This is a genomic window from Candidatus Poriferisodalis sp. (assembly GCF_965237655.1).
Classification (GTDB): domain Bacteria; phylum Actinomycetota; class Acidimicrobiia; order Acidimicrobiales; family Poriferisodalaceae; genus Poriferisodalis.
This window is the reverse complement of the sequence record NZ_CBDEGB010000001.1, coordinates 1,514,920-1,531,129: the sequence shown is the minus strand read 5'-3', so window position 1 is coordinate 1,531,129 and position 16,210 is coordinate 1,514,920. Positions and strand designations below refer to the sequence as shown.

General features: G+C 66.0%; 14 protein-coding genes. 4 read left to right on the top strand and 10 right to left on the bottom strand.

The window, feature by feature from the left end; translation table 11 throughout:
• Nucleotides 1-10: 10 nt before the first annotated feature.
• Nucleotides 11-2,152, bottom strand: coding sequence for a SpoIID/LytB domain-containing protein (locus tag ACPXYO_RS07405; RefSeq protein WP_423918340.1), 2,142 nt, complete (start codon nucleotides 2,150-2,152; stop codon nucleotides 11-13).
• Nucleotides 2,152-3,132, bottom strand: coding sequence for a GDP-mannose 4,6-dehydratase (locus ACPXYO_RS07400; protein ID WP_423918337.1), 981 nt, complete (start codon nucleotides 3,130-3,132; stop codon nucleotides 2,152-2,154). Before ACPXYO_RS07400 ends, ACPXYO_RS07405 begins: the two co-directional genes overlap by 1 nt.
• Nucleotides 3,133-3,349: 217 nt before the next feature.
• On the opposite strand from ACPXYO_RS07400, the gene ACPXYO_RS07395 reads away from it, so the two are divergent.
• The 4 genes from ACPXYO_RS07395 (at nucleotide 3,350) to ACPXYO_RS07380 (ending at nucleotide 7,194) form a co-directional block, all read left to right on the top strand.
• Nucleotides 3,350-4,741 carry a cell wall-binding repeat-containing protein gene (locus ACPXYO_RS07395; protein WP_423918335.1) on the top strand — a complete coding sequence of 464 codons (1,392 nt, stop codon included), beginning with the start codon at nucleotides 3,350-3,352 and terminating at the stop codon, nucleotides 4,739-4,741.
• 11 nt (nucleotides 4,742-4,752) lie between these two features.
• Nucleotides 4,753-5,745, top strand: a complete 993-nt coding sequence (cofD, locus tag ACPXYO_RS07390; protein WP_423918333.1) for a 2-phospho-L-lactate transferase — start codon at nucleotides 4,753-4,755, stop codon at nucleotides 5,743-5,745.
• Nucleotides 5,742-6,452, top strand: a complete 711-nt coding sequence (gene cofE, locus ACPXYO_RS07385; RefSeq protein WP_423918330.1) for a coenzyme F420-0:L-glutamate ligase — start codon at nucleotides 5,742-5,744, stop codon at nucleotides 6,450-6,452. Before cofD ends, cofE begins: the two co-directional genes overlap by 4 nt.
• Before the next feature lie 316 nt (nucleotides 6,453-6,768).
• The gene (locus tag ACPXYO_RS07380) at nucleotides 6,769-7,194 is read left to right on the top strand and encodes a hypothetical protein (protein ID WP_423918327.1); all 426 of its coding nucleotides are present in this window, start codon (nucleotides 6,769-6,771) and stop codon (nucleotides 7,192-7,194) included.
• A 9-nt stretch (nucleotides 7,195-7,203) separates the two neighbouring features.
• Here the strand turns inward: ACPXYO_RS07380 and ACPXYO_RS07375 are convergent, their stop codons facing one another.
• The 8 genes from ACPXYO_RS07375 to moeB all read right to left on the bottom strand — a co-directional run bounded on the left by ACPXYO_RS07375 (nucleotide 7,204) and on the right by moeB (nucleotide 16,115).
• A complete protein-coding gene (locus tag ACPXYO_RS07375) occupies nucleotides 7,204-8,007 on the bottom strand; it encodes a fibronectin type III domain-containing protein (protein WP_423918324.1) in 804 nt (267 codons plus the stop codon).
• 96 nt (nucleotides 8,008-8,103) lie between these two features.
• Complete coding sequence (locus ACPXYO_RS07370; protein WP_423918322.1) at nucleotides 8,104-8,496, bottom strand: response regulator; 393 nt, start codon at nucleotides 8,494-8,496, stop codon at nucleotides 8,104-8,106.
• Nucleotides 8,497-8,556: 60 nt separating this feature from the next.
• Nucleotides 8,557-9,588, bottom strand: coding sequence for a sugar phosphate nucleotidyltransferase (locus ACPXYO_RS07365; protein WP_423918319.1), 1,032 nt, complete (start codon nucleotides 9,586-9,588; stop codon nucleotides 8,557-8,559).
• Nucleotides 9,589-9,611: 23 nt separating this feature from the next.
• Nucleotides 9,612-10,478, bottom strand: coding sequence for a hypothetical protein (locus ACPXYO_RS07360; RefSeq protein WP_423918317.1), 867 nt, complete (start codon nucleotides 10,476-10,478; stop codon nucleotides 9,612-9,614).
• 51 nt (nucleotides 10,479-10,529) lie between these two features.
• Complete coding sequence (locus tag ACPXYO_RS07355; RefSeq protein WP_423918315.1) at nucleotides 10,530-11,906, bottom strand: UDP-glucose dehydrogenase family protein; 1,377 nt, start codon at nucleotides 11,904-11,906, stop codon at nucleotides 10,530-10,532.
• Nucleotides 11,903-13,501 carry an LCP family protein gene (locus tag ACPXYO_RS07350; protein ID WP_423918313.1) on the bottom strand — a complete coding sequence of 533 codons (1,599 nt, stop codon included), beginning with the start codon at nucleotides 13,499-13,501 and terminating at the stop codon, nucleotides 11,903-11,905. The genes ACPXYO_RS07355 and ACPXYO_RS07350 overlap by 4 nt, the downstream gene beginning before the upstream one ends.
• 19 nt (nucleotides 13,502-13,520) lie before the next feature.
• Entirely contained in the window at nucleotides 13,521-14,888 is a 1,368-nt protein-coding gene (locus tag ACPXYO_RS07345; RefSeq protein ID WP_420623101.1) for an FAD-dependent oxidoreductase, read from the bottom strand.
• A gap of 63 nt (nucleotides 14,889-14,951) precedes the next feature.
• A complete protein-coding gene (gene moeB, locus ACPXYO_RS07340; protein ID WP_423918310.1) occupies nucleotides 14,952-16,115 on the bottom strand; it encodes a molybdopterin-synthase adenylyltransferase MoeB in 1,164 nt (387 codons plus the stop codon).
• Nucleotides 16,116-16,210: the final 95 nt, after the last annotated feature.

Sequence of the window (16,210 nt, the reverse complement as noted above, 5' to 3'; positions counted from 1 at the left end):
GCACAGTTGCTTACCGCACCGATTCGGCAGCAACGACGCCGGAACCCGCCCGAGAGGTGCGGTAGTCCGGCGCATCTCCGTAGTTGAAACTGGTTCCGTCACTCCATACCAACCAGTAGCCGTCACCAGTAGCAGTGCCGGCGATGGCGACCGTCCGCAGACGGTTCTGCCGGTCCGCCCGGTCATCGTGGTGCTCGGCCGACCCGACCGCATGCACCGCGGTATCAGCCCCGGCGAGCCAGTAGCCCTCGCCATCAGGCTTGACGGCTAAGCCGACCGCAACCCCGTCGGCGCTGAGTGGCGCACCGCAGCCGCCGTCATACGCATCGCCAAACGCCAGCACTCGACCGTCGGCGAGTGCCAGCCAGTAGCCGTCACCCGTCGGTGCGGCTTCGATGTCCACCACTGACGACGCCAAACGCAAGTGAGCGACGCCACCCCAGTGTCCGGCGGCACCAAATGCGAACACCGTGCCGTCGCCGGTCGCGAGCCAGTAACCGGCGCCCCCAGGGTGTGCAGCCATTGCCACGACAGGCTCCGCAAGGTTGACACCCATCGCATCACCGTGATCGCCAGCGTCCCCGAATCGGTGAACGTCGCCATCGGATGTGGCCAACCAATAGCCCTCGCCGCCGGGTTGCCCAGCCATCGCGACGAAGCGAGTCGACGAAGACGTGCCATTGCCGAAGTGCTCAGCGGCGCCGTCGGCGAGGACCGTCCCGTCTGATTTCAACACCCACAAGCCTGGACCGCTCGCTTCTACGGGTGTATCGCCCGACCCCGGCTCGCACGTGAAGCTCGGATCGAACTGCGAGAAGCGGTACCAGTCCGACCTCAGCGAGAACGCCCGCCGAAACGGATCGCGGGCCCATCGGCCCCATCGCCCGTCGGTAACACCCCTGTAGTCCTCGAAGTCCTCGACGCCGTTCGTCCCGACGAGACGGAGCCCGCGCGTCCGACCCCCCCAGGCACCGTTCCCGTTCCGGTGCGTCACCTCGATGCAGATCAGCTGGCCGATGTCCGGGAACTTGGTCTCGATGTCCGAGCGACGGATCCCACTTTCCCATGCGTGATTCGGGTTGCCTTGCGTGGCATCGCCGAGATCCTCAACACCCGGGAAGTGGGATCCCTCGTCGATTCCGGCGGTCCAGCCGCCACTGGAAGAATGGAACTCGGCGAACGCAATCCGGCCGTCGGAGTGAACGAGAACTCGCCCGGCGGTATTGATGATGGCCGTGTTGGTGTGGATGTAGCGGGTGCCATGGTCAAGGCCCTGCCCGCTCTTGGCGGCACCTGCATAGACCTGACAATTCCAGTAGTCGCAAGTGTCGGTGAACATGCCGCGGCGTTCACGTGCAGCAGCGAGCGACAGCACATAGGACCGGGCCGCGACGGCCTGGGCTTCCAACGCCGCTATGCCGCGTCCGTCGCCTGCTGCACCCCACTCGGGGATGCTCTCGCGCGGCACCACGCCGCGCAAGTACTGCTCTAGCGGAACTCGGTTGACGGCAACTGGACCGTTTTGATCGACCACTGCGAGCGAGCCGCGGTACGCGACACGCATCGATTCCACTGCTGAATCGGTGTCGTCGCAATAGATCATCACGAGCATCTGAGACTGGTCGTCGACACCGAAGTCATCGTTGCTGGGCAGCACCTCCACAAAACGATCTCCGCGACGGCTCGATGCTGTCAGCCCATCGGCGACGAGGTTGCCCCTCGCTCCGCAACCGCTGTTCGAGCGGACCCAGAAGTCGCCACCGCTGACGCCGACTCGAACGACGGCCCCGCCGCCGAAGTCGCGACCGGCAATGCTGAACGCAGATTCGGAGGTGACGAGCAGGTCGCCACGGTTGCGCGTCAGGTGGACCCAAATGTCCCGTTCTGCGATGTCGATTTGCGAGGTATTGCTGTAGTAGTGGCCAAGGATGCGTTCGCTGGTCCAGCCGTAGTCCAGCGCATAGCCGAGCGCTCCCCATTGGCTCAGACCATTGCCGTGGCCGAAGCCGCGGCCCTCCACGATGATCACGTCGGGCGCCAGTCGGTATTCGTTCTGCTGAGCACCCGCACTAGGTGCCGCTACTGCCAGCGTGGCGGCCAGCACTGCCGCGGCGACGATCGCCCGTATGGCACGCGTCGGCATCGAGTCCATCACTGCAGCTTGCGCCGCTCGATCTCGAGGTCGTGGGAGACCATCGTTGTCACCAATTCGTCGAATGTCATCCGAGGTTCCCATCCCAAGACCCGTTTGGCCTTGGATGCGTCGCCCACCAGCAGGTCGACCTCAGCTGGGCGAAAGAACCGGGGGTCGATCCGAATGTGGCGCTCCCAGTCGTCGATGCCCGCTGCGGCAAATGCAAGCTGGACGAAGTCGCGCACAGCGTGGGTGTGCCCGGTCGCAATCACGTAGTCGTCGGGCTCGGGCTGCGCCAGCATGAGGTGCATCGCCCGCACGTAGTCGCCGGCGAAACCCCAGTCGCGCTTGGCGTCGAGGTTTCCGAGCGCTACTTCGTCCTGCAGGCCCAGCTTGATGCGCGCAACGGCGTTGGTGACCTTGCGGGTCACGAACTCGAGGCCGCGTCGCGGCGACTCGTGGTTGAACAGGATGCCGCTGCAGGCGTACAGCCCGTAGCTCTCGCGGTAGTTGACGGTGGTGTTATGGCCGAACACTTTGGCTGAGCCATATGGACTACGCGGGTGCAATGGAGTCAGCTCGTTCTGAGGGGTCTCGCGCACCTTGCCGAACATCTCGCTCGAAGAGGCCTGGTAGAAGCGGATCGGATTCTCCACCCCGCCCACAAGGCGGATTGCCTCAAGCAGTCGAAGCACGCCCAGACCGGAGATGTTGGCGGTCAACTCGGGCTGCTTGAACGACAGCGCCACGAAACTGATCGCGCCAAGGTTGTAGACCTCGTCGGGCTGGGTGTACTCGAGCGCGGCGATGAGGGACCCGAGGTCGGCGAGGTCGCCGGGCACGAGCTCGACATAGGGCAGGTCGGCAGCCATCGCCTCAGAGCGCGGATTGCGCTGGCCGGTGATGAGCCCGACGACCCGGTAGCCCTCGCCGTGCAGGAACTCAGCCAGATACTGGCCGTCCTGGCCGGTGATTCCGGTGATGAAGGCCGTCGGCACGAGTCGGCTCCGGATCGGGTGGGTGGAGTGCGGGCGTCGGGGCGCGGCGGCGTTCGGGACCGGACCGATGGAGGTCGTTCCGGCTGAGAGGCGAGTCCCGGGTGCGGGATTGTGGCGCCTCGGTTCAGGGTACGGGGCACCGGCATCGCTGTGAAGTCACGTGGGATCGCTCTGAGGCTCACCCGTATGACCGACGGGTTCCGATACCGTGCCGCGGATGGCACTCCGCCCGCCCGCCAGCCGGCGGCGCCCACCGCTCGCAGTGGTGGCCGCAATGCTGGCTGCAACGGCCGTCGTAGGAGTCGGGACTTCGGCTGGCGCTGCGTCGCAGATCGAATCGAATCGGCTGTGGGGGGCCGACCGATACGAGACTGCGGTGGAAATCGCCACCGAATTCGTCTCCGAGGCCGGCGCGATCGACACCGTCATCGTGGCCTCCGGGGAGTCCTTCGCCGACGCCCTGGCAGCCACCCCGCTGGCGAACGTGCTCGATGCACCGATCCTGCTGACGCCCTCAGACGTGCTCCATCAAGCGACGCGCAAGTTCATCGAGAGCCATCGCATCACCGACCTCATCATCGCGGGGGGCCCTGCCGCGATCTCAACCGATGTCGAGGACTCGCTGTCTGAGCTGATCGACGGTGCGCCTGAACGGCTGGAAGGCGTGAATCGCTACCGGACGGTGACAACGATTGCGCGCAAGATCGGCGCCAACGAGATCGGCAGCTTCTGCGGGGACGGCCTCCGGACGGCTTTGCTTGCCAACGGGGAGACATTTGCCGATGCTCTAGCGCTGTCGCCGCTCGCCTTCGCAGGCCCGCATCCGGCTCTTCTGACGAAGCGCGACCGGCTTCCCGAGGCGGTCAAGGAATACGTCGTGGACCTTGAGATCGAGCAGGTCGTGATTGCCGGCGGACCGGCCGCGATCGACGTCTCGGTCGCCGAGGAACTCGAGGAACTGGGAATCGAAGTTCAGCGCCTGTGGGGCCAGGATCGCTTTGGGACGGCAGTCGAGATCGCTCAATCGCTGACCGATCGCTGCTTCGACACTGACGAATTCGGCCTCGCGAACGGCTGGAAATTCCCCGATGCGCTGGTTGGCGGGACGCTGTTGGGCCTGCTGCACGCTCCGTTGCTGCTCTCCGAGCAGGTCCTGCCGGACCCGACATGCGGCTTCTTGGGGAGTCCGACTCCCGATGCAGATGCTGTCAAGCTCACGATCTTCGGCGGGTCCGCAGCTGTCGCCGATTCCGTTGTCGAGGCTGCAATCGACGCCCTGCGCCGGCTGGACCCGGACTGCGATCCGCGCACCGACAGGCCCGGGGTGCCACGCGACTTCGCTGTGCGACCGCGAGACCGGGGATTAGAGGTCAGTTGGAGGCCGCCATTGAACGTCGGCAGTGCCGAGCCGTCCGGCTACCGAGTCAGATACCGGCCAGTGGGCGGGTCGTGGACGACGATGCGCAATGTCAGCTCGCCAACAGAGATCACCGGCTTGCAGAACACGACGCTCTATGAGGTCCAAGTGCAAGCAGACGGCGATTCCTACGGCATCTGGACACCCAGTGCTTGGGCATCACCCTCCAGCGCTGCGACACCGGGTCGCTAGCGTCACAGGCTGTGTTGGGGGCTGAACGACCGACTGCTGATGGCGCAGCGGATTCGGTCGCCGTCCTCGCCGGCGGGGTGGGGGCAGCCCGGTTCCTCAGCGGGCTGCTGCGCGTCCGCCGACCCGCGGAGGTGACCGCGATCGTCAATGTGGGCGACGACTTCACTCTGTACGGCCTGAACATCAGCCCCGACCTCGACACCGTCACGTACACGCTCGCCAGCCAGATCGATCCCGAGACCGGCTGGGGACGGGCCGGCGAGACCTGGCGCGTGCTCACCGAGCTGGGGCGCCTCGGCGGACAGGACTGGTTCAAGCTCGGCGACCTGGACTTGGCGCTGCACCTGTTCCGCACCCAGCGTCGCAGCGAGGGCGCATCCCTGTCGCAGGTGACCGGCGAGATCGCCGCCAGATTCGGACTTGAACTGACACTGCTGCCGGTCAGCGACGATCCGATCCAGACACGGATCACACCGGCAGAGCCCGTCGGGGCCGCTGAGATCGACTTTCAGGACTATTTCGTCGCCCGTCAGCACGGCATCGCGGTGAGCGCGGTTCGCTTCGCGGGCATCGATGCCGCTAGGCCCGCGCCGGGAGTGCTCCGAGCCCTGCAGGACGCCGAGACCATCGTGGTGGCGCCGTCCAATCCGTTTGTCTCGATCGGCCCGGTGGTGGACGTGCCACAGGTGCGCGAGACCCTGTGCCGCCGACGCGACAGCGTCGTCGCCGTGTCGCCCATCGTGGGCGGCACATCGATCAAAGGGCCCGCTGGCGCCATGATGCGTGAGCTGGGCCACGAGCCCAGCGTTGCGGGCGTCGCACGGCTGTACGCCGACTTCGCCGGCACATTGGTGATCGACCATGCCGATGACGACCTCGCCCCCGCAGTGGCCGAAGCGGGGATGACGCCCGTCGTCACCGACACGATCATGGCCGACCCGGACCGCGCTGCCGCGCTGGCCCGGGCAACGCTCGAAGCTGCGAGTGCGAAGGGAACCACGTGACCATCGAATTGCACCCTGTCGAAGGCATCGGCGAGATCACCTTCGGTGCCGATCTCGGAGCGGTCATCTCAAGCGCCTGCGCGGGGTTGCCCGCGGGCTTGCGTGACGGCGACGTGCTCGTGGTGACGCAAAAGATCGTCTCCAAGGCCGAGGGCGCGATGGAGACCATCGATCCCGACGACCCGCTGTCGCATAAGCCGCTCGTCGAGCGCGAATCGGTGCGTATCCTGCGCCGCCGCGGCGATCTCATCATCAGCGAGACCAAGCACGGCTTCATCTGCGCGAACGCCGGAATCGACCTGTCCAACGTCGAACGGGGCTACGCCGCGCTGCTGCCCGACGACAGCGACCGTTCCGCCAACAAGATCCGCGATCGAATCCGGGCACTCTCGGGCCGCACCGTCGGAGTCATCATCTCCGACACGTTCGGACGCCCATGGCGGCGCGGCGTCACCGACGTCGCCATCGGCTGCGCGGGCATCGCCGCCGTCGTCGACCTGAAGGGCACTGCCGATGCACTGGGCCGCGAGCTCATGGTCACCGAGGTGTGCGTGGCCGACGAGATTGCCTCCGCAGCCGACTTGGTGTGCGGCAAGGCGCTAGGCGTGCCGGTCGCCATCGTGCGGGGCGTCGATCCCAGCTGGTTGCGACGTGCCTCAGTGCGCTCGGAAATCATCCGAGATCCCGCCGAGGACCTGTTTCGCTAGTCGTCAGACGGCGGCCGTCGCAGGCTGGGCCGCCCAGCGCACCCCGGCCGGCACCCTCGGCTGAACAGCCTGGCTGACTCGTCCGCGACCGGAAAATCGAGCCCGTTTCCGTCTGGCGCGGCGCTACGGTCGCGGGCGGATTGCCGCGCCTAGCCGCGGCCGACTGCGCAGCCAGCGGCCCAGCCCGAACGGCGGTACCCGAACCGCCGAGCCCGAGCCGCAAAGCCCAGCCGCCGCTGGTGCGCGCGCTCATCGAGCGTGCCCGCACGCCGTCGCGGCCTGCCGCGTCCGGCAGGGCCACGAAAGGGAGTCATCTGTGACTGAACAAGAACGATCTCGGCTCTACGCTTGGTTCTGTGACCACGCCGACGAGCCGCTCGCGGAGTACCTGATGTCGTGCCTGGCGCCCGCTCCGCTCGCGGACATCGCGACCAAGGCCGACATAGGCGACCTCGCCGCCAGAATCGACGCACTCGCAGCACAACGCGAAACCGACCGCACAGAACTGGCAGCACAACGCGAAGCCGACCGCATCGTGACCAAGGCCGACATGCGCGACCTCGCCGCCAGAATTGACGCACTCGCAGCACAACGCGAAACCGACCGCATAGAAGCAGCAGCACAGCGCGAGGCCGATGTGCGCACGTCACGACATCGCCACTACTGGGCTGTGGGCATCATGACGACGCTGTTCGGGGCGAACATGGCAGTGGTGCTGGGCTCGCTGCTGAACGCGCTCTAGCAGACAGCGCTAGCTGGCGGGCTGCGTGTCGAAGGTGGTGACGCGGTTTCTGCCCCGGTCGAAGCCGGAGTCCAACGATGCCTGTATGTAGTACCTGGTGCCGGGCGCAAGCCCGGTGAGGGTGACCGACGCAGTGCTCGACGAAACTTGCACGTAGCGGTACTGCCACCCGATGGTGTTGGTGGCGTAGCCGAAGTACACCAGTGTGTTGTCGGCGTTGTGGATCGGCACGATGACGGTCGCCGTGGTGGACCCGATGGCGCTCACCACGATGTCGCCGAGCGTGATCGCCGGAGCGGTGCCGACACAGTTGGGCTCGGACAGCTCGGTCGGCTGAGGGGTGACGGTGATGCGGTTGGCGCCCGTGGCGGTGTGGTCGTATCCCACGAGCACGCTGGTGGAATAGGTCGGGTCGGCGTCGCGGCGGATCGTGACGATGCGATATTCCTGCCGGATCGTCACGAATGCGTCGTCTCCTGCTTCGGCCGAACTCAACCTCACTCCTGAGGGCCGGGTGACATAGACGGTGCCGTCATCGCGCTCATAGGTGCTGGGGCTGCCCAGGTCCACGAAGCTGAGCTGGGACGGGCTCACCGAGAACTCCTCGACGACGTGCCGTTCTTGGGCCTGCTCGAAGTCCCACTCGTGGACTTTGTTAAAGAACGTCAGCTGGTCCACCCCAGCAGGATCCCTGTAGCAGTAGTGGGTGCGCCGTTCCACCAGGTAGCCCATCACATCAGCCGTCTGCGCCACGAGTGCGTTCCATGCCAGCCTCACACGCGCTTGCACATAACCGTTCGTCTCATCGACCACGGCAGTGCTCGCATCGCCGCCCCCGGGGCTCAGTGATTCACAGCCATCAGCTGTCTCACACCACGTTGACAGAGGGGGGAACTGTTCAGCCGTTTCCTAGGCTGGCTGCAACGGTGGAATCCCCTCGACGATCCGATCGACACGCTCCGTCAGAGCACGCAAGTCGACCCAGAGCTCATCAAACCGACGGTCGACGCCATCGACACGCTTGTCCAGGGCATCGAACCGCGAATCGACCGCATCGAACCGCGAATCGACCGCATCGAACCGCGAATCGACCGCATCGAACCGCGAATCGACTGCGTCAAAACGGGCATCGAAACGCGCTATGAGTGCCTCGAAGCGGGAATCGACCGCATCGAAGCGGGCATCGAAACGCTCCGCGAGTTCGACGCGTATCACCTTCAGCACCGCCCACATAGCGCCCGCCAAAGCAACGAGCGACGCCAGGACCACAGTGAGCAGCGGCGGCACCGACCCCCAATCCATAGACCGATGCTACTTCTCGCCCAGACGCCGAGACAGCGATTTTTCGCGCAGCACCAATGCTCAGGCGGGCGGCTGCCGCTGCGCGCGCAGGACGGCGCCCGGGGCGATTCGCTCGCCGCTGCCGACCACCGAGTACGCAGAGAGCATTGCCCCAGCGCCTACAACCGCGCCTGTGCCGAGCACCGAGTCGATCACGACAGCACCGGCGGCGAGGCGGCAGCCGTCCCCCACTACTGATCGCTGCACGACGGCGTCGGGTCCGATTTCGCATCCGCTGCCAATGACCGACGTTCGGATGCGCGCATGGGGATGGATGCTCCCAGACGCCACCGTGCTGGCGTCGACCACTCTGGCACCGGCACGCCGGCCGTCGAGGATGTCGAGATTGGCTGCCAGATACTGCTGCGGCGTGCCCGTGTCGAGCCAGTAGGTATCTGAGACCAGCGCCGCCAGCGTCCCGTCTGCGACCAGCTGCCCGAAGATCTCCCGCTCGATGGAGACGGGCCGGTCGGGCGCGATGCGATCGAGCACTGCTGGGGTCAGCACGTAGGTGCCGGCGCTGATGGTGGGCCGTTCGCCACGCGGCAGTGCGCTTCGAGCGACGCCCGATTCCGGCTTTTCCGAGAACGACAGCACCCGGCCTTCCGGATCGGCCGCCACCAAGCCATACGGCGTCGGATCGGCGACCGGCTGCAGCGCAATGGTGGCTTCCGCTCCCAAGCTCGCATGGAAACGTGCGAGGGCTCCGATGTCGAGGTCGGTCAGCACGTCCCCGTTGAGCACCAAGAACGATCCGGTGATGCCGCTGGCCTCCGCGGCAAACCGCACCGCTCCCGCAGTGCCCCGCGGTTCCGGCTCTACCGCCACCTCGTACGCCAGCCGGCCGATGCGACCCTGCGGGTACGCCTTGGTGAACGCATCGGCTCGGTAGCCCAGCGAGAGCACCACTTCGTTCACACCGTGTTGGCTGAGATGCTCGCAGACCCACTCGATCATCGGACGCCCGCACACAGGCAGCATCTGTTTCGGAGTGTCGTTGGTCAGCGGCCGCAGCCGGGTGCCCGAACCTCCCAGCAGCAGGATCGCCTTCATCTCGAGGTCCCCGGTGCTGGCCCTCAGGGTGTCGCGGCAGCCGGCTCGCCGCCCATCGAGTTCTCGTCGGTGCCGGGCTCGACAGTCTCATTGGGTTCAGACGTGACCGGCAGGTCGCCTTCGAAGGGCTCGCTCCCGCCTCCGTCATCGAGTACCGGTCCCTCTTCGACCGAGCCATCGGTGAGCGGTTGGTCCTCTGACGGCAGGTTGAGGTAGGAACGCAGGAACGCGTCGTCGGGTCGCGGAACGTCGGCGTTTTCGACGCTCGGATGGACGTAGGCGAACACGAAGATCTGGCCGTCGCCCAAGAAGCGCACATCTCGCAGGTCCTCTGTGAAGGCCAGCGCCTTTTCGGCCTGCAAGGTCTCCCAGCGCATGATGCGCAACTCCGCTCCCGGTTCAGAGATGTCCGGGTCGTCGCTGTCGGGATCAGGCGACGCACATCCCTCGCCGGATTCGTCGAGAATCGTCCCGTCGGGCAGCTCGATCGTCGAGTCGTCCAACTGGAACTCGATCTCACCCATGAATTCACCGACGGTGGCGAACTGCCCTGTCACGCCGGTATGGAACGGATGGATGTGGATGAGCCGGTCGCCGTGAGTGTGTATGCCCGACAGGTCATCGACATCGTTGGGGTAGAGGTCGAGGTTGAATTCGTCACAGTCGTAGATCGCGTAGAGCGAGTGCCAGTGGTCGCCCAGGCGCGGAGGACCAGCGGGGGCATTCGTGGACCGTTCATTTCGGGCCATCAGAATCAGTACGACGCCCAGAATGACGACGAGGAGCATCGCCGCCGGGAACAGAAGGTCGCGCCGAGGGCGGAAGCCTCTGCCGCTTCCGCCGGCGCTCGCCGCTTTGGCGACTTTCTTGGCAGCGGCTGATCTCGCCATACGGGGCGACAAGCTACCGGCGCGCCCGCCCGGTCCGGCTCAGCGAAGGCGTTAGCGCCTGCCGAGGCCTTCGTAAGTGAAGCCTGCTGCGCGCAGCTGGACGGGATCGAGCAGGTTGCGGGCATCCACGATGCGAGCAGCAGCCATCTCGGCGGCCGCCCGGGCCCAGTCCAGCGTCGCGAACTCTGGCCACTCGGTGAGCACAACGGCCACATCGGCGCCGCGCAGGGCCTCGAACGCAGAACTGCGAACGGTCAGGGCCGCCGGCAGCTGTGCGGAGATGTCGGGTCGAGCGTCGAGGTCGTCGCCCAACGCTGGGTCGTACGCCACGAGTTGCGCTCCCACAACTCCAAGCCGGTCGGCCACCCTGAGTGCGGGAGAGCCTCGCAGGTCATCGGTGCCCGCCTTGAAGGTCAGGCCGAGCACCGCCACCGTCACACCATCGAGACACCGAACGTCGGCCTCGGGTGCGCTGGCGCCGAGATCGGATGGCGGGGCAAGCTCGATGCCGACTACGCGAGCAACCTTGTCGACCACTCGGTCGAGCTGCTGCTCGTTCACCGCGATGACTCCTTCGAGCAGATGGAAGACGTAACCAGCGTCATTTGCGACCGACACCAAGGCGCGAGTGTCCTTCGGCAGGCACGAACCGCCCCAGCCGGGGCCGGGTTGCAGGTACGCAGAACCGATGCGGTGATCAGAGCCGACCCCCTCGAGCACCGAGTCGACGTCGGCCCCGACTGCTTCGCACACAGCGGCGAGCGCGTTCACGAACGAGACCTTGGCGGCCAGAAAGGCATTCGCCGCGTACTTGACCGTTTCGGCTGACGTCGGATCGCTGAGAATCACCGGCGCATCCATGCCCGCATACAGCGCTGCGACCCGGTGCGCCGCCGAGAGGTCGTCGGCCCCGATGACGATTCGATCGGGTGCCAGGAAGTCGGCCACCGCCGACCCTTCCCGCAGGAACTCGGGATTCGACGCCAGCGCTACATCGGTCCGTCCCAGCGCCGCCGCGATCTTGGGTGCAGTGCCGACCGGCACGGTCGACTTGGTCACCAGCACCGAGCCAGGCCGCAGTCGTGACGCCACCGAATCGAGTGCAGCCATGAGATAGCTGAGCTCCGTCTCACCGTCAGCACGCAATGGCGTCGGGACGCACAGGAAGGCGAAATCGCATGTGGCCGCAACAGCCTCCGCCGAGATCACGAAGCGGAGGCGACGCTGTGCGATGCCCTCAGCGACCAGCCGGTCGAGATCGGTTTCGCGAATCGGCACGACGCCAGCTGACAGCGACGCCACCTTGGCACGATCGATGTCGGCACAGATGACGTCATGGCCAAGGTGGGCGAAGCACGCCGCCGTCGTGAGGCCGACGTAGCCGGCGCCGACGACGAGGATCCGCTGCGGGGGCGCTGTTTCGCTCATGGCACAAGTTGTTCAGCAGTCGGCACGTCAACCCGCCGGTAGCCCGCATCGACGCGCAGTGGCCGCTCGCCTGCGTGCAGGATCACCGTGGTTGCATCGAGGTCGTCATGGCCGGCGAAGTCTGGCACAGGCACGAGGTGACTGGCGAGCAGTCCCGCTGCAAGGCGACCCTCAGAAGAGAGATAGACGACCGTGCCGACCGGAGGGCGATCAACGCCTTCGGGTATCGCTCCCGCGGCCTCCGCGTCGAAGCCGAGCTCGCTCAGCTCTGCTGCAAGCCGATGGCGCGCCGTGCCCGTGACGTACACCGTCACGCGTGACTCCACAATGTCGTCCCAGCCGATGCCCCGGAACACATCCAGCACCCGCTGGTTGTGGGGGTCGGGCGTGAGCCCCAGCGACCACCGCACGGGATCGTGGACATCCTGCACCCGCAGCTCATATTCCTCGATGTCGGCATCGAAGTCGATGCCCGGGAATCTCGACGCGAGACGCCGGCCATCGTTCACAATGCTCAGAGTGTCAGAGGTCGACAGATGGTCGGCTGCGATGTCAAGAATCGAGAGCAACTTGATCGGACTCGCGAGAAGTCCCGGTGCGACTTGCTCGGCGGCAATACGCATGAACTCGCGTTGGCGGTCGTTGCGAGCGAGATCATTCCAGATTCCATGGCGGTGCCACGTGCCGTCAGGAGACTGCTCTTCGAGGTGGCGGCTCCGTACGTACGCCAGTGCCTGCCGGCCGTCAAGGACGTGCGTGCCAGCCTTGGTGACGAAGCCACTACGGCTCTCAGTCGGACTGCTCGTACCGCCGTTCGGTTGATCTCTGAGGGGCTGGCTAAACGTCATCTGAACGCCGCCGACTGCGTCCACGAGTCGTAGGAAGGCCTGGAAGTCGACTTCGATGAAGTGCTGCAAGGTGATCTCGAGATTCTCCTCCACGGTGTCGATCATTCGTGCAGCGCGACCAGCGGTCGTTCGGTCACGGTTGTAGGCGCTATTTATCTTGGCAATCTGACCGATGCCTGCGATGTCGCTGGTGCCTGCGATCTCGGCGGCGAGATCGCGCGGGATCGACATCATTGCGGCCGTCCCGTCATCGCGCAGCCGAATCACCATGATCACGTCTGCGAGTCGGCTGAAGTCTGAATGGCCCGCGCGCAAAGGGTCGTCCGCTGGGAGCCCCAACGTGCTGTCGATGCCCACGAGCAGGTAGTTCTCGCCCGTCGGGCTGCCTGGGAGCACTGGCTGCCCTGGGGATAGGTTGTCTGTACCAGCCGATCCCGATGCCGCGTCGGCCTCATCGGCTGCTCCGTCGCCATCTCCCGTCGTGCCGCCTCCGCCGCCCTCAGCTGTGTGTCCAAGGGGCTCACCATCGGGATTCCCGAACGCTGTCGACGTCTGGCCGATCACGACATCGGCCGCCGTCACTGGCTGCTGAGGCGCTGAGGTGAGCACGTCTGCGAGGGGGTGACGTTCGATCCGCCCGAGCTGGAGCAGCACGAATGCAGAGCCAGCGGTCGCGACTGCTCCCAGCAGGGTCAACGCCGCCAGCGAAATAAGAATGAGGCGAGCCCGCCAACTGCGGTGGCTCACTCGGCGGCCTCAGGCCTACTCACTCGGCTGCCTCGCAGAGGGCCTCGCTCAGGGATGGATATACGAACAGGCTCTCGGCGATGTCCTGGACTCGCAGGTTCGCGCTCACAGCCAGCGCCACCACCGAGATCAGCTCGGCTGCATGGCGGCCCACGATCGATCCGCCCAGGACCTGGCCGGTCAGCGGGTCTGAGACGATCTTGACGAAGCCACGAGGATTCTCCTCGATCAGCGCCTTGGCATTGGCACCGAACGGCACCTTGGTGACGCGGATCTTGCGGCCCGTGGCAAACGCCTCGGCCTCGGCAAGTCCGACATCGGCGATCTCGGGCTCGGTGAAGATGGCCGACGCGGCCTTGTCGTAGTCGAGGTGCCGATGGGGCCGGCTGTCGTGCGGGCCCATCGAATGCTCGACGATCTTGCGCCCCTGCATGGCCGCCACCGACGACAGCGGCAGCTTGCCGGACAAGTCGCCGGCCGCATAAATGCTCGGAACCGACGAGCAGAGGTTGTGATCGACCTCGACGAATCCGTGCTCGTCGACGCGCACGTCGGTGTTCTCGAGACCCAGCCCGTCGCTGTTGGGGATCGAGCCGATGGCAATCAGCGCATGCGATGCCTGCACCGTTCGCCCATCGCTGCAGACGACTTCTACGGCGTCGCCGTCACGCACGATGCTCACCGCACGTGCGCCCTTGAGCATGTGCACGCCGAGATCGCCGAAGGTCTGCTCGAGCACAGCGGCGGCCTCGGGATCTTTGTGCGGCAGCACCTGCTGTCGGCTGACGATCAGCGTCACCTTCGAGCCCAGCGAGGTGAACATGTGCACGAACTCCACACCGGTCACACCGGAGCCCACGACGACGAGGTGCTCAGGAAGCTCCGCTGGCGGGTACGCGTCACGGGTAGTGAGAATCCGCTCACCGTCGATGGGTGCCCAGTCGGGGATCCGGGGACGGCTGCCGGTCGACAGCACGATCACGTCGGCGGACAGCTCGACCGCTCCGTCGGATGTGTCGGCGCAGACCTCGTTGAGCCCGAGCAGCCGACCTGAGCCAGACAAGATCCGCACACCCTGTCTGACCAGCATCTGCCGGGCCACGTCCGCGAGGCGGTCCTCGATATCGCCGATGCGCTGGCGCAGGTGCGGCGTGTCGACCGACGTGGAGACATTGGCTAAGCCCATGTCGTCAAGGTGGCCGGCGAAGCTGAGCGCGGAGCCCGTCGCGATCATGATCTTGGACGGCACGCAATCGCGCAGGTGCGCAGAACCGCCGACGATGTCACGCTCGATGAGCGTCACCTCTGCGCCGTAGCGCGCCGCGTAGGTTGCCGCCGAATGGCCCGCCGGGCCACCGCCGATCACGACGAAGCGCTTCTGGGCCATGAGTGGGCAGCGTACCGGTGGCTCCCGGCCCCTCTGTCGTCGCGGCCCCGGAGCGGGACGGGCTCAGCTCAGCGTGGGGCTGCAGAGACCGTCGAGCTCGCTGACCCTGATGCGTTCGCGATTGGCGTAGGTCACCTCGTTGGAGGGGTCGGGCCGCAGCCGGAACTCGCGGAACGACATCTCCAGCGAGTCGAACGCGATGATGCGACCCGCCAAGCCGTCGCCGATGCCCAGGATCAGCTTGATCGTCTCGAGCGCCTGGATCGACCCGACGATGCCTGGCAGCACGCCGAGCACGCCAGCTTCAGCGCACGAGGGAGCAAGTTCTGCCGGCGGGGGCTCGGGCAGGTAATCGCGATAGGTCGGACCGTTGTGCGGGTCGAAGACCGTGATCTGGCCCTCGAAGCGGAAGATCGAACCGTGCACCACCGGAATGCCCAGCTTCACCGACGCGTCATTGAGCAGGTAGCGGCTCGGGAAATTGTCGGCGCCGTCCACGACGACATCCCAGCCCGACAAGACATCGAGCACGTTATCGGCTCCGAGCCGGGTGTCGTAGGTGACCACGTTGACGTCAGGGTTCAGGGCAGTGAGGGTCTTCTTGGCCGAATCCACCTTGCGGTCGCCTACCCGGTCGACGTTGTGGAGGATCTGGCGCTGCAGGTTGGACTCGTCCACCACGTCCATGTCGATGATGCCGATGGTGCCGACGCCGGCCGCAGCCAGGTACAGCGCTGCGGGAGAGCCGAGGCCGCCGGCGCCCAGCATGAGCACCTTGGCGTCGAGCAGCTTGAGCTGTCCGGCCTCGCCCACCTCGGGCAGCAGCAGGTGACGCAGGTAGCGGTTGCGCTGTTCGGCGCCGAGGGAGGCAGGCGTGGCCCACGGACGACCTTCGTCCTTCCAGCGGCCAAAGCCGCCATCCATGGAGACCGAGTTGGGGTACCCGAGTTCGGCGAGTGTCTTGGCCGCAAAGGCCGAGCGAACGCCGCCGGCGCAATAGATGATGATCTCGGCGTCGTGATCGAGCACTCGGTTCTCGATCTGCGCCTCGAGATGCCCGCGCGGGATATGGATCGCATCGGTGAGCGCACCCTGCTCGTACTCGTCGGGCTCGCGCACGTCAAGCACGACCGGTGAACGGTCGGAGATCCACTCGGCGGCGGTGGCCGTGTCGATCTCGGTGATCTCGCGTTTGGTCGCTGTCAGCAGTTCGCGGAACGAGGGCATCTGGGCCTCCCTGTTCGTGACTCGGCGTCGCGTCCGGTACGACCTGATCAACCGATCAGGCTCGGATCCTAAATCCTACCTATCTGGTCAAGAAT

Coding starts and splice junctions, on each gene's coding strand:
- ACPXYO_RS07370 (WP_423918322.1), bottom strand. CDS start 8,496: ATGGATTGGGGGTCGGTGCCGCCGCTGCTCACTGTGGTCCTGGCGTCG.
- ACPXYO_RS07355 (WP_423918315.1), bottom strand. CDS start 11,906: ATGAGCGAAACAGCGCCCCCGCAGCGGATCCTCGTCGTCGGCGCCGGC.
- ACPXYO_RS07405 (WP_423918340.1), bottom strand. CDS start 2,152: ATGGACTCGATGCCGACGCGTGCCATACGGGCGATCGTCGCCGCGGCA.
- ACPXYO_RS07395 (WP_423918335.1), top strand. CDS start 3,350: ATGGCACTCCGCCCGCCCGCCAGCCGGCGGCGCCCACCGCTCGCAGTG.
- ACPXYO_RS07365 (WP_423918319.1), bottom strand. CDS start 9,588: ATGAAGGCGATCCTGCTGCTGGGAGGTTCGGGCACCCGGCTGCGGCCG.
- moeB (WP_423918310.1), bottom strand. CDS start 16,115: ATGCCCTCGTTCCGCGAACTGCTGACAGCGACCAAACGCGAGATCACC.
- ACPXYO_RS07345 (WP_420623101.1), bottom strand. CDS start 14,888: ATGGCCCAGAAGCGCTTCGTCGTGATCGGCGGTGGCCCGGCGGGCCAT.
- ACPXYO_RS07360 (WP_423918317.1), bottom strand. CDS start 10,478: ATGGCGAGATCAGCCGCTGCCAAGAAAGTCGCCAAAGCGGCGAGCGCC.